Source organism: Pseudomonas corrugata, assembly GCF_001269905.1.
Classification (GTDB): domain Bacteria; phylum Pseudomonadota; class Gammaproteobacteria; order Pseudomonadales; family Pseudomonadaceae; genus Aquipseudomonas; species Aquipseudomonas corrugata.
On sequence record NZ_LHVK01000002.1, the window covers coordinates 23527 to 36795 of the forward strand.

Below are 13269 nucleotides of genomic sequence, written 5' to 3' on the forward strand. Positions count from 1 at the left end.
CCGCTTCGCGAGCAAGCCCGCTCCCACAGGTACTTGTATAGGACGTCGATCAGGCGACGATGATCCGATTCTTGCCCTGGCGCTTGGCTTCGTACATGGCGGCGTCAGCACGCGAGAACAGGCTGTCGAGGGTCTGATCCTCGTCGGTAATACTGGTCAGCCCCTGGCTGACGGTGATACCGAAACCCTGATCCCCGCTGCGGAAGGTCAGGCGCTGGATTTCCCGTTGCAGGCGCTCGGCCACCTGCATGGCCATGTCCGGGGCACAGCCGGGGAATACGGCGGCGAATTCTTCGCCGCCGATCCGCCCGAACAGGTCGCCTCGCCGGAGCACGGTCCGCCCGCTTTCGGCGATTTTCTGCAGCACGCTATCGCCTTCCTGGTGACCGTAGGTGTCGTTGATCACCTTGAAATCATCGATGTCCAGCAGCAGGAAGGCCATGGGCGTACCTTGCATTCGTGCCTGTTCGAATTCGCGGTGGGCGCATTCGAAAAAGTGGCGGCGATTGCTGCTCTGGGTCAGCACGTCGGTGGTTGCCAGTCGCTGCAGTTCGCTTTCCAGCAGCTTCTTTTCGGTGATGTCTTCGGCGATGCCCACCACGATTACCGGCTGTCCCGATTCGGCCTGGCGGTTGATGAAACACTTGTCGCTCAGCCAGCGGATCTGGCCATCGGCGGCGATGATGCGGTATTCGCGATCTTCCACGGCACCCTTGACCAGCACTTCGGCCAGACTGCGCTCGGCATAGTCCAGGTCGTCGGGGTAAATCGCGTCGCGCCATTCGTTGAAGTCGGCCAGTACCAGGCCGACGGGCCGGCCGAAGATACGTTCGTAGGCGGGGCTGACGTAGAGCAGTTGCCGGGTTTCCCAATTGAACGCCCAGAGCACCGCGTTGACGCTGACCAGCAATGAGCTGAAGAGCTGTTCACGTTCGCTCAGGCGCGCCACTTCGCCTTGGGCGTGCATCAGCGCCATGAGTGTCTGGGCCGCCTCGGGCCAATGAGGTTGGGTTGAATCCTGCAGGTTCTTGTCGACCATTGGTACAAATCTCAAAGAGCGTGCACTGTTGAAGGTTCGCACGCGCTTGCTCCAAAGCCCGCCTGGATGGCGAAGTGCTCTTGAGATAAGGGATTCGGGGTGAAGTTCCTTTTCAGGCGACGAAGGGGCGGGGTTTCGGCAGCCAAATCTGTGGGAGCGTGCAGGAAAGAAAAACCCCGCCGGGTGGCGGGGCTTGGTTATCAAGCCGTAGCAGGCCGCAACGAGTAGGTCTTGAGTTGGTCGGCAAAGTCCCGCAAGGACTGGATTCCGCTGATCTCCGCGTCGTGGACCCATTCCTTGATGGCCGCCAGCATGTCGTGGCCGTTGCTGCTGGTCTTTGCCCAGATCTGCTGCAGGGCCAGGCGTTTTTCGTAGATCACCTTCAACGCCTGGCTGTGTTCCAGCATGTTCTGGATGCGCAGGTGATGACGGTCGTCCAGCAGGCTGGTTTCTCGCGACAGCAGGCGTTTGGCCCGGTGGAACTGGTGGCGTACCGAATGATCGACCTTTTCCAGCTCCTGCTTGACCAGCGGGGCGATTACCAGCCTGCGGTACTGGGCCATGATCTGGAACCGGTTGTTCAGGATCGCGATGGCGGTGTCCATGTCCAGATGACCCTTGCCTTCGATTCGGTGGGCAATCGGCGCGACTCGCTGGACCTTGGCCAGGCGCAGGAAGCGGAACACCTGGATCCAGGCCCAGCCCAGGTCGAACTCCCATTTGCGTACCGACAGTTTGGCGGAGTTGGGATAGGTGTGATGGTTGTTGTGCAGCTCTTCGCCACCGATGAGGATGCCCCACGGTACCAGGTTGGTCGCCGCATCGCGGCACTCGAAGTTGCGGTAGCCCACGGCATGGCCCAGGCCATTGACCACGCCGGCCGCCCAGACCGGGATCCACATCATCTGGATGGCCCAGATGGTGATGCCGATGGTGCCGAACAGCAGCAGGTCGATTACGCCCATGATCGCCACGCCCAGGAGTGGGAAGCGGCTGTAGAGATTGCGTTCGATCCAGTCTTCAGGGCAGTTCTTGCCGTAGATGCGCAGGGTTTCCGGATTTTCCGCTTCGGCTCGGTATAGCTCTGCACCTTTGCGCAATACCGTGGAAAGGCCTTTGACAACCGGGCTGTGGGGGTCGTCCACGGTTTCGCATTTGGCGTGGTGCTTGCGGTGGATGGCCGTCCACTCGCGAGTGTTCTGCCCTGTGGTCAGCCACAGCCAGAAGCGGAAGAAATGTTTGAGACCGGCGTTGAGCTCCAGGGAGCGGTGAGCCGAGTAACGGTGCAGGTAGACCGTGACGCTGATGATCGTGACATGGGTCATCAGCAGGGTGACTGCCACCAGTGACCAAGGTGACAAGCCAAGAAAACCTTCGTACCACATAGGCTGTAGGGCCCTCGATAAAGATAGAAACAGCCGCTGCATTATCACCAGCCCTACAGATAAAACCAGTCGGCCTTTCAGATAAGAGTGGCAGGATGTTTCTTCCTCTATAATCCCGGCCTATTTATAAGGACATGGACGACCGAATGACTGCCCATCACCGCATTGCCATGCGAGAAGCGCTGTTTTATCTCGTGCTGTCAGTCGCCTGGCTGCAGCTGGTTGGTTATTTATTAAGCAATTTCTTCGATCAATCCGCCGTCAGGCAGAACTGGCAACTGATCAACGGTTATGTCTGGATGTTGATCAGCGCCGGGTTGATCTTCTTCGCGCGGGCGCGCATGTGCCAGTCGCTCGGCGAAGGCGGGCACACGGCCGATCGCGAACGTCTGCGCCAGGCCGCCGCTGTCTTCGATTGCACCCGCGAGGGGGTACTGGTGACGGATCGCAGCGGCCTGATCGTGCACGTGAACCGTGCCTTCATGGCGATCACCGGTTATGACCGGGACGAGGTGCTGGGCCAGCGTCCCAACCTGTTCAAATCCGGCCGCCACGGACCGGAATTCTACCGTGACATGTTTGCCTCACTGAGCGGGCGGGGTGAATGGAGCGGTGAAATCTGGAATCGACGAAAAAGCGGTGAAATTTTCCCGCAGTGGCAGACGATCCGGGTGCTCGCCGACGACAGTGGCCAGGTCAGCCAGTACGTTGCGGTGTTCTCCGACATCAGTGCGATCAAGGATTCGCAGCACGAACTGGCGTATCTGGCCCATCACGATCCGCTTACCGGCCTGCCCAACCGCATGCTGTTTTCCGACCGCGCGGAGCAGGCCCTGGCCTCGGCGCAGCTGCACAAGCGCGGTTGCGCTTTGCTGCTGGTGGACCTGGACCACTTCAAGAACATCAATGACAGCCTCGGACATGCGGTGGGCGACGAGTTGCTCAAAAGCGTGGCCGAGCGGTTCCAGGCACTCTTCGTGCCGGGGGTGACCCTGGCTCGCCTGGGCGGCGATGAGTTTGCCGTGCTGGTGGAAAACTGCTCGCAGCCGGGGCAGGCAGCGGTCCTGGCCCAACGTATTCTCGACACGTTGAAAGAGCCGTTGCGGCTTGATGGTCATGCCCTGTTCATCAACGCCAGCATCGGCATCAGCCTGTTTCCGGGCGACGCCCTCAGCGCTGGGCAATTGCTACGTAACGCCGACTCGGCCCTGTTCAAGGCCAAGAGCGCCGGACGTGACGGCTACGCCTTGTACACCGAAGAACTGACCGCCCACGCTCAACAACGGGTCGAGATAGCCTCCGAATTGCGTCGTGCCCTCGCCCAGCAGGAGCTACGGGTGCACTACCAGCCGGTGCACGACCTGACGTCCAGTCGCCTGATCGGGGTCGAAGCGCTGGTGCGCTGGGAACATCCTGTACGTGGTTTGATCTCGCCGGCCGAATTTATCCCCGTCGCCGAGCGCACCGGGCTGATCGCCCAGATCGATGGTTGGGTCCTGGCCCAGGCCTGCCGACAGATGTGCCAGTGGCAGCAGGCCGGGGTTGCGCTGGCGTTTGTTGCGGTGAACGTTTCCAGCCGACTGTTCGCCCATCGCGAGTTGTATGAGCAGGTCGCCCGGGTGCTGCATGAAACCGGGCTGGATCCAGCGTTCCTGGAGTTGGAGGTGACCGAAAGCGCAGTGATGGAGGATCCGGAAGTGGCGTTGGAGCAGATGCATCGTTTGCGGGAGCTGGGTGTGCGGCTGGCGATTGACGACTTCGGTACCGGCTATTCATCGCTGCTGCGGCTCAAACGCCTGCCGGTGCAGAAGCTCAAAATAGACCAGGGTTTTGTCGCTGGGTTGCCGTGGGACGAGGACGATGCAGCAATCGTCCGGGTGATCATCGCCCTGGCCCATAGCATGGGTATGCAGGTGCATGCCGAAGGCATCGAACAACGCGAGCAGGCGGGATTCCTGCTGGAGCAGGGCTGTGGGATGGGACAGGGCTACTGGTTCGGGCGGCCGGTGCCGGCGCAGCAGCTGGATTGGGAGCGGGCCCCGGCAATCACCTGACAGGCAAAAAAACCTGTGGGAGCGTGCTTGCTCGCGATGCGGTCTGCCAGAGACAAAAATGTTGACTGTCCCACCGCTATCGCGAGCAGGCTTGCTCCCACAGGGTTTGCTGGTGATGTTTTTGGTTATATAAAAATTCTTAAATAGTCTTTTTAAGAATATGCCGGCTTATCTAGTATTGCTCCACGCCCCGGGCAGTATCGCCCACTGCCGGGCACTCATCCAAGGAGCAGCAGCATGAGCGTATCCCTACGTAGCGTTGACGGCCAGGACGAAGCAGGCATCTTGCGCGAAATTCAGAGCGCGTTGCGTGATCTGCGCTTTGGCGCTGTGGAAATCACTGTGCACAACGCGCAGGTGGTCCAGATCGAACGCAAGGAAAAATTCCGCCTGCAGCAGCCGAGCCATAAGCCGGGCTGAAACAGTTTGGCCGTGGGGAGTTTTCAAGACCATCCGATCTGCCGGAAACCATAAGAAGCCAGAGTTCCAGGAGCTTTCATCATGTCGTCGATTCGCCGTTATGCCCTGGCCGTCCTGGCCAGCGCTGTTTTCGCAGGTTCCGCCGTCGCGAAGGATTACGAACTGCTCAACGTGTCCTACGACCCGACCCGCGAGCTGTACCAGGATTACAACGCCGAATTCGTCAGTTTCTGGAAGCAGGCGCACCCGGATGACAACGTGAAGATTCAGCAATCCCACGGTGGTTCGGGCAAGCAAGGTCGAGCGGTGATCGACGGGTTGCGGGCCGACGTCGTAACCCTGGCCCTGGCCGGTGACATCGATGAAATCGCCAAGCTGGGCAAAACCCTGCCGGTGGACTGGCAGCAGCGCCTGCCGGAAGCCAGCACCCCTTATACCTCTACCATCGTGTTCCTGGTGCGCAAGGGCAATCCCAAGGGTATCAAGGATTGGGGCGATTTGATCAAGAGTGACGTCTCGGTCATCACCCCGAACCCGAAGACCTCCGGTGGAGCGCGCTGGAACTTCCTCGCGGCCTGGGCCTATGGCCTCAAGGCCAATGGGGGTGATGAGGCCAAGGCCAAGGAGTACGTGCAGGCACTGTTCAAGCACGTGCCGATCCTCGACACCGGCGCCCGTGGTTCGACCATTACTTTCGTCAACAACGGTCAGGGCGACGTACTGCTGGCCTGGGAAAACGAAGCCTTCCTGGCGCTGAAAGAGGAAGGTGGGGCCGACAGATTCGACATCGTCGTGCCGTCGTTGTCGATCCTCGCCGAACCACCAGTGGCGGTGGTGGACAAGAACGCCGAGAAGAAAGGCAACCTTGGGATCGCCGAAGCTTATCTCAAGCATCTGTACAGCCCGGCCGGACAGGAAATCGCCGCGAAGAACTTCTATCGCCCGCGCGACAAGGACGTGGCCGCCAAGTACGCCCGGCAATTCCCGAAACTGGAGCTGGTGACCATCGACCAGGATTTTGGCGGCTGGAGAACCGCCCAGCCGAAATTTTTCAATGATGGAGGGGTGTTCGACCAGATCTATCAGGCGCAGTAGGCTGGGCTGATCTGAAAAACCGAACATTGAATCTGTGGCAAGGGGATTTTGTGGGAGCAAGGCTTGCCCGCGATGAAGGCGATGCGGTCCTTTAGAAACCGAGTCGCCCCCTTCGCGGGCAAGCCTTGCTCCTACCCAGTTCTGCTCCCACAGTGTGTTTTCAATCAAGGACTTTTATGTCGCGTCGCATCTCTCCTGTCATACCCGGCTTCGGGCTGACGCTGGGCTACACCCTGGTGTACCTGAGCCTGATTGTGCTCATACCGCTGGCGGCGATGTTCGTGCATGCCGCCCAACTCACCTGGGACCAGTTCTGGACGATCATTTCGGCGCCGCGGGTGCTGGCTGCCTTGAGGCTCAGCTTCGGCACCGCACTGTGCGCCGCGATCATCAACGGTGTGATCGGCACGCTGCTGGCCTGGGTGCTGGTGCGGTACACCTTTCCTGGCCGCAAGATCATCGACGCGATGATCGACCTGCCGTTCGCCCTGCCAACCGCCGTGGCCGGTATCGCCTTGACGGCGCTGTATGCTCCGACCGGCCTGGTGGGCCAGTTCGCCACCGACCTGGGTTTCAAGATCGCCTATACCCCGCTGGGTATTACCCTGGCGCTGACCTTCGTGACGCTGCCGTTCGTGGTGCGCACGGTGCAGCCGGTGCTGGCGGATATCCCTCGTGAGGTCGAAGAGGCTGCCGCCTGCCTCGGTGCCAAACCTTGGCAAGTGTTCCGCCATATCCTGATGCCAGCGTTGTTGCCGGCCTGGCTGACCGGTTTCGCCCTGGCGTTTGCCCGGGGCGTGGGCGAGTACGGTTCGGTGATTTTCATCGCCGGCAACATGCCGATGAAAACCGAGATCCTGCCGCTGCTGATCATGGTCAAGCTCGACCAATACGACTACACCGGCGCCACCTCCATCGGCGTGCTGATGCTGGTGGTCTCCTTCGTCCTGTTGCTGCTGATCAACTTGCTGCAGCGGCGTATCGAAACCCCATAAGGAGGCGCGAACATGTCCCAATCGTCTATTTCCGCAGCCTCCACCAACGCTGCCCGCCGCGGCAGCGCGACGTCGCGCCGAATCCTGATCGGCTTTGGCTGGTTGTGCTTTGCGCTGTTCCTGCTGTTGCCGCTGTTCATCGTGGTGTCCCAGGGCCTGAAGCTCGGTCTGGGCGCGTTCTTTAGCGCGATCTTCGAACCCGACGCGCTGTCGGCGCTGAAACTCACGGTGATCGCGGTGCTGATTTCGGTGCCGCTGAACCTGGTGTTCGGGGTCAGCGCCGCGTGGTGCGTGAGCAAGTATTCGTTCCGTGGCAAGAGCATGCTGGTGACCCTGATCGACCTGCCGTTCTCGGTCTCGCCGGTGATCGCGGGCCTGGTCTACGTGCTGATGTTCGGTGCCCAGGGCCTGTTCGGTCCTTGGCTGGCGGACCACGATATCCAGATCGTGTTTGCGCTGCCGGGCATCGTGCTGGCGACGATTTTCGTCACGGTGCCGTTCGTGGCCCGTGAGCTGATCCCGCTGATGCAGGAACAGGGCACCCAGGAAGAGGAAGCCGCGCGCCTGCTGGGCGCCAACGGTTGGCAGATGTTCTGGCATGTCACCGTGCCGAACATCAAGTGGGGGCTGATCTATGGCGTGGTGCTGTGTACCGCCCGGGCCATGGGCGAGTTCGGCGCAGTGTCGGTGGTGTCCGGACACATTCGCGGGGTGACCAACACTCTGCCGCTGCACGTCGAGATTCTCTACAACGAATACAACCACGTGGCCGCGTTCGCCGTGGCGAGCCTGTTGCTGATCCTGGCGCTCTTCATCCTGCTGCTCAAGCAGTGGAGCGAGAACCGAATCAACCGCCTGCGCGACAGCAGCTCGGAGGAATAAGTCATGTCGATCGAAGTCCGTAACGTCAGCAAGAATTTCAACGCGTTCAAGGCGCTGGACAACATCAGCCTGGACATCCAGAGCGGCGAGTTGGTGGCACTGCTGGGCCCGTCGGGTTGCGGCAAGACCACGCTCTTGCGGATCATCGCCGGCCTGGAAAACCCGGATCAGGGCAGCATCGTGTTCCACGGCGAGGACGTGTCCGGCCATGACGTGCGCGATCGCAACGTCGGGTTCGTGTTCCAGCACTACGCCTTGTTCCGCCACATGACGGTGTTCGACAACGTCGCCTTCGGTCTGCGCATGAAACCCAAGGGCCAGCGGCCAAGCGAGAGCCAGATCGCGACCAAGGTTCACGAACTGTTGAACATGGTGCAACTGGACTGGCTTGCCGACCGTTATCCCGAGCAACTCTCCGGTGGCCAGCGCCAGCGTATCGCCCTGGCCCGTGCGCTGGCGGTAGAGCCCAAGGTGTTGCTGCTGGACGAACCGTTCGGCGCCCTCGATGCCAAGGTCCGCAAGGAACTGCGCCGCTGGCTGGCGCGGCTGCACGAGGACATCAACTTGACCTCGGTGTTCGTGACACACGACCAGGAAGAAGCGATGGAAGTCGCCGACCGCATCGTGGTGATGAACAAGGGCGTTATCGAGCAGATCGGCTCGCCCGGCGACGTGTACGAGAGTCCGGCCAGCGACTTCGTGTACCACTTCCTGGGCGACTCGAACCGCCTGCATCTGGGCGAAGACCGGCATGTGCTGTTCCGTCCCCATGAGGTCTCGCTGTCGCGTTCGGAGCTGGAAGACCACCACGCCGCCGAGGTGCGGGACATCCGTCCGCTGGGCGCAACGACCCGGGTGACGTTGAAGGTGGAAGGTCAGAGTGAGCTGATCGAGGCTGAAGTAGTGAAGGATCACGACAGCCTGGTGGGATTGGCGAAGGGTGAGACGCTGTTCTTCAAGCCGAAGGTCTGGCAGAAGGTCGCCAACCTCTAGGATCAAAAGCATCGCGAGCAGGCTCGCTCCCACAGTGGGCAGCGTCGATCAGCTGATTTGTGAACGACGCTGAACCCTTGTGGGAGCGAGCCTGCTCGCGATGGCGTCCTCCGTCACACCGTCTGTATCCGAATAACACCGTCACGCTTTGCTTCGATTGGTTCTACTTCCACCCCTCTTCTTGATTCAAACCCTACCTAGACTCTGACGTGCCAGGAGGCAGTGAGAGTCCATGACGGACCGGTGTGATCTCCTGGCCCTGATTGCCAAGGAGATCAAGCATGAGAATGGAAGTCAGTCGGCATGGCCCGCTGGGCTGTGCCTTGTTGAGCGTTTTGCTGTGCCCGTTCGCCAGCGCCGACCCCTCGTTGTCGCCGCAAATACCCTTCGATGTCACGGCCACCCAGCCTGTCTCCCTGTCCAGCCTGCAAGGTAATTTCGATGACCTGTCGTGGCAGACCTTCATCGCCCTGAACTGGCCGGCGCTGGACAACGGCAATCCCAATACCGGCACCACCATCGGCCAGCAGGACGGGGCCACGGTCTGGGAAAGCTGGAAAGAGAGTTACCAGATTTTCCGAGCCAAGGGCCAGGCGCCCTTGCCTTGGGATGCGCCAGCGACGCTTCCCGAGGTGTGCAAGCAGCTCAAGCCCGGGCGGTTGCTGCAGCAGATGGGCAAGGTCCCCGACATGTTGGATGAGTTTATCCAGCCCTTTGATAGTGGTCCGCTGGTGGATCAGAACGGCGCTTATACGCGCAATGAAATCGTGGTCAACCAGTCCATGTTCAACGGGATCGTCGACAACGGCCTGTACAGCATCGAAGGTCAGCGGAAATTCTTTGCCGCGAACAAGACCAACACCGTTGCGTTCAGCTGCGGCTCCAACGACACGAGCCAGGTCGGTTCGGTCATGGTGAAGGCATCCTGGAAGGTGCTGGGCGCAAACGACCGTCCCCAGGATTTCCACACGGTCGACGCGCTGGTCTATACGCCGGGCAACAGCGACCCGAGTCATGGGCCGATAGTCGAGGAGTCGTGCGCATCGCAATCGGTCGGGCTGGTGGGCTTGCACATCGTCCACAAGACCGCCAGCGCGCCGCAGTGGGTCTGGTCGACCTTCGAGCATGTGAACAACGTGCCGGAACAATCCACACCGGTGGCGCAGCGCAAAGGCCCGTACCTGTTCTACAACGCCGCCAGCGACAGCGCGGTCAATCGGCCACCGCCACGGCCATGGAACCCGGCCGTCAAGGCGACGCCCTCGCAGATCGTGCGCGAAGTGCCGCTGACCGGACCTACCAATGCCTTGAACGCCAAATATCAGGGCCTGTTGCGCACGGTCAACCCGCAGAGCGTCTGGGCCAACTACCAGTTGGTCAGTACTCAGTGGCCGAGCGCCGCGCCGCCGCCGAACTGCCAGATTTCGGCCGCCAATCCGCTGGGTAATCCCGCGCCACCGTTCCTGGCCAACGCCACCCTGGAAACCTACATCCAAGGCACCACGCCCCAGGCGTCTTCCAGTTGCATGGCTTGTCATGGCAACGCCGCCACCCATGTCACCGAATCCCCGCGTACCAGCTTTGCGGACTTCACCTATTTGCTCGAACGCGCGCAGTCCACTTCCGGACAAGGAGCCAAACAATGAGCACTGACCTGGACAACTTCGTCGGCCTGTCATCGGCCCTGACCGGTATTCCCATCGCGCGTCTGGCGCCGCAGCTCGACCCGGTAGGTCTGCCGCCGCTGTTTCTCGATTACGTCACCCCACGAATCACCACCGATGTGCTCAACCCGTTGTTGACGCTGTACGCCACACTCGCGGCCGACAACGTGCCCCCGGACAAGATCGCCCAGCAGGTGCTGACGACTGTGCAACCGACTCCCAACTCCGTGCTGGCGGCGCGTTCGATCATGAAACTGTGGTTTCTGGGTGTCTGGTACCAACCCTATGACGCAGGGAATTACAAAAAGGATGACTCGGCGGTGGTGTCCGACCAGGCCTACATCTACAGCTGGGCCTGGAAAGTGGCCCAGGCTCACCCCATGGGCTACAGCGAATCGTTCTTCGGCTACTGGAACGAACAGCCGCCGAGCCTCGAGGACTTGACCGGCGTCCCCGCTACCGCGTCCTCTGATGCACAACAAGGAGACCGGTCATGAGTACTGAACAAGCCGAAGTGGTGATCGTGGGTGCCGGGCTGGCGGGTAGCATCGTGGCCTATCAACTGGCCATGGCTGGGGTGGAGGTGTTGGTGCTTGAGTCGGGGCCAGAGATCCCGGTCAACCGGGCTCAATATCTGGAACGGTTCTACACCACCACACTGAAAACCCCGGAATCGCCCTATCCACCGGTCACCAGCCTGGACCCGCCCCGCGACCCGGCCGGGCAGAACGCCCCGCGTGCGACCATCGCCGACCTGATTCTGGGATGGGACAATCCAGCCGTCAGTTACCTGGTGCAGAAGGGCCCGATGCCCTTCACCAGTACCTATGAACGAGTGGGTGGCGGGACCACCTGGCACTGGGTCGGAACGAGCCTGCGTATGGTGCCGAACGATTTTCGCCTGAAATCCTTGTACAACGTCGGGGTGGACTGGCCCATTGGCTACGACGATCTGCAAAGCGCCTACTGCCGGGCCGAGGCGGAAATCGGCGTCTCGGCCAACGTCGCCGACCAGGCGTACCTGGGCATAACCTTTCCCGAAGGCTATGCCTTCCCGATGCACAGCATTCCGCTGTCACTGGTCGATGGCAGTTTTGTCACGGCGGTGACGGGGCAGAGCTTCGACGGCTTGCCGCTGGTGGTCAGTCCGACACCGGCCGGGCGCAATTCCGAGCCCTACGCGGGGCGCCGGGTGTGTGCCGGTAATACCAATTGCACCCCGATCTGTCCGATCCAGGCCAAGTACGACGCCACCGTGACGATGACCAAGGCTCTGGCCACCGGCAAGGTCAAGGTGCTGTACCGAACCGTGGCGAGCAAAGTGACCGTGGGCGCGGACAACAATGTCAGCGGTGTGGAGTTCATGCAGTATCAATTGGGTGACGGACCGGTCACTGGCACTGGCGTGGCCCTTGGCCAACGTTATGTGATCGCCGCCCATGCCATCGAAACCCCCAAGCTGTTGCTCAACTCCGCAACGCCCGCCTGGCCCAAGGGGGTGGCCAACAGCAGCGGTCAGGTGGGACGTAGCCTGGCCGACCACCCGATCTACCTGGCGTGGGGCCTGATGCCTGAGGGCAAGGCGATTTTTCCGTACCGTGGCCCCTTGTCCACTGCGGGTATCGAGAGTCTGCGAGACGGTGCCTTTCGCAGCCAACGAGCGGCGTGGCGCATTGAAATCGGCAACGAGGGCTGGAACTGGCCGGCCAACGATCCCTACGACACGGTGGCCGACTTCATCGACGGCACGAACAACAACCGCGTCAACCCGCTGTCGTCGAATCAGGACCCCAAAGCCCCCACCGAAGCGCTTTATGGGACGGCGCTGGTGCAAAAACTCAACGACATCTTCGTCCGCCAGTTCCGCATCGCGTTCCTGGTGGAGCAGGTAGAAGACGATCCCGATAACGCCAAGTGCTACATCGTGCCGTCCGCCGACTTCAAGGACCGGCTCGGTATTCCCCGGCCGGAAATCCACTATGAGTTGTCCGAGTACACCAAGAAGGGTTTCCTGGAGGCAAAACGACTGGCCACCCACATTATCAAGGACCTGCTCGGCGCAGAGGAGTTGACCAAGCCTCTTAAACCGGGGAAGTTCATTTACGATAAAGAACCTCTCAGCTTCCAAGGGGCCGGGCACTTGATGGGTACCTATCGCATGGGCAGTGACCCGGCCACATCGGTGGTCGACAAGGACCAGCGCAGTTGGGATCACAAGAATCTGTTCCTGGTGGGCGATGGGGTTTTCCCCAGCAGCGGGACCTCGAATCCTAGCCTGACGATTGCAGCGTTGTCGTTCCAGGCCGGCGATACGCTGGCCAATGACTTGAAGGCCGCGGCGGCAGTAGTTGTGGCCGACAAGGGCTGGCAGGGAACTGGCGTGCAGATCGACGGTGTCGTGCCGCGTCGTGCCCGTTGGATTCTGGGCTTCTGGAACGCCAGCCCGGACAGTGGATGGGTGGACGGAAAAGGTAATCCGAACTACACCGCCAAGTCCGGTTATACCTTGCCGGGTGCCGCCGAAGGTGCCTTGATCGGCCGTGTCGGCGACAGCGGTACCCCATTCCTGATCGGTGATCTGGCGCAGATTCCGGCTGGGCAGAGTGGGGAACTGCAGCTGTGTATCAACGATGACCTAATGGGTCGGTATGGCGCGGGCTTGAGTGACAACCAGGGTGCGCTGACGGTGGGGGTCGAGTTCGGTACGGTGTGACCCCAGGTTTTATTCGGGTCAATGTGTCG

11 protein-coding genes are annotated in these 13269 nt (G+C 61.0%); 9 read left to right on the plus strand and 2 right to left on the minus strand.

Translation table 11 applies throughout. From position 1 onward, the window contains the following. Window positions 1-49: 49 nt before the first annotated feature. Window positions 50-1039: a GGDEF domain-containing protein gene (locus AD665_RS00135; protein WP_053190481.1), complete on the minus strand. Its 990-nt coding sequence runs from the start codon at window positions 1037-1039 to the stop codon at window positions 50-52. Window positions 1040-1239: 200 nt separating this feature from the next. Continuing rightward, window positions 1240-2424, minus strand: coding sequence for a delta-9 fatty acid desaturase DesA (desA, locus tag AD665_RS00140; RefSeq protein ID WP_024780860.1), 1185 nt, complete (start codon window positions 2422-2424; stop codon window positions 1240-1242). A 146-nt stretch (window positions 2425-2570) separates the two neighbouring features. Between desA and dibA the strand changes: the two genes are divergently transcribed. The 9 genes from dibA to AD665_RS00185 all read left to right on the plus strand — a co-directional run bounded on the left by dibA (window position 2571) and on the right by AD665_RS00185 (window position 13240). After that, window positions 2571-4478, plus strand: a complete 1908-nt coding sequence (dibA, locus tag AD665_RS00145) for a phosphodiesterase DibA (protein ID WP_024780861.1) — start codon at window positions 2571-2573, stop codon at window positions 4476-4478. 237 nt (window positions 4479-4715) lie between these two features. Beyond that, a complete protein-coding gene (gene oscA, locus AD665_RS00150; RefSeq protein ID WP_053190482.1) occupies window positions 4716-4898 on the plus strand; it encodes a sulfur starvation response protein OscA in 183 nt (60 codons plus the stop codon). An 81-nt stretch (window positions 4899-4979) separates the two neighbouring features. Next, a complete protein-coding gene (locus tag AD665_RS00155; protein ID WP_053190485.1) occupies window positions 4980-5993 on the plus strand; it encodes a sulfate ABC transporter substrate-binding protein in 1014 nt (337 codons plus the stop codon). 176 nt (window positions 5994-6169) lie between these two features. Continuing rightward, a complete protein-coding gene (gene cysT / locus AD665_RS00160) occupies window positions 6170-6988 on the plus strand; it encodes a sulfate ABC transporter permease subunit CysT (RefSeq protein WP_024780864.1) in 819 nt (272 codons plus the stop codon). 12 nt (window positions 6989-7000) lie between these two features. After that, entirely contained in the window at window positions 7001-7870 is an 870-nt protein-coding gene (cysW, locus tag AD665_RS00165; protein ID WP_024780865.1) for a sulfate ABC transporter permease subunit CysW, read from the plus strand. Between the two features lie 3 nt (window positions 7871-7873). Next, the gene (locus AD665_RS00170) at window positions 7874-8863 is read left to right on the plus strand and encodes a sulfate/molybdate ABC transporter ATP-binding protein (RefSeq protein WP_024780866.1); all 990 of its coding nucleotides are present in this window, start codon (window positions 7874-7876) and stop codon (window positions 8861-8863) included. A 281-nt stretch (window positions 8864-9144) separates the two neighbouring features. Then, a complete protein-coding gene (locus AD665_RS00175) occupies window positions 9145-10509 on the plus strand; it encodes a hypothetical protein (RefSeq protein WP_024780867.1) in 1365 nt (454 codons plus the stop codon). Then, window positions 10506-11024 carry a sorbitol dehydrogenase gene (locus AD665_RS00180; RefSeq protein WP_053190487.1) on the plus strand — a complete coding sequence of 173 codons (519 nt, stop codon included), beginning with the start codon at window positions 10506-10508 and terminating at the stop codon, window positions 11022-11024. The genes AD665_RS00175 and AD665_RS00180 overlap by 4 nt, the downstream gene beginning before the upstream one ends. Further along, a complete protein-coding gene (locus tag AD665_RS00185; protein ID WP_024780869.1) occupies window positions 11021-13240 on the plus strand; it encodes a GMC family oxidoreductase in 2220 nt (739 codons plus the stop codon). The genes AD665_RS00180 and AD665_RS00185 overlap by 4 nt, the downstream gene beginning before the upstream one ends. Window positions 13241-13269 lie beyond the last annotated feature (29 nt).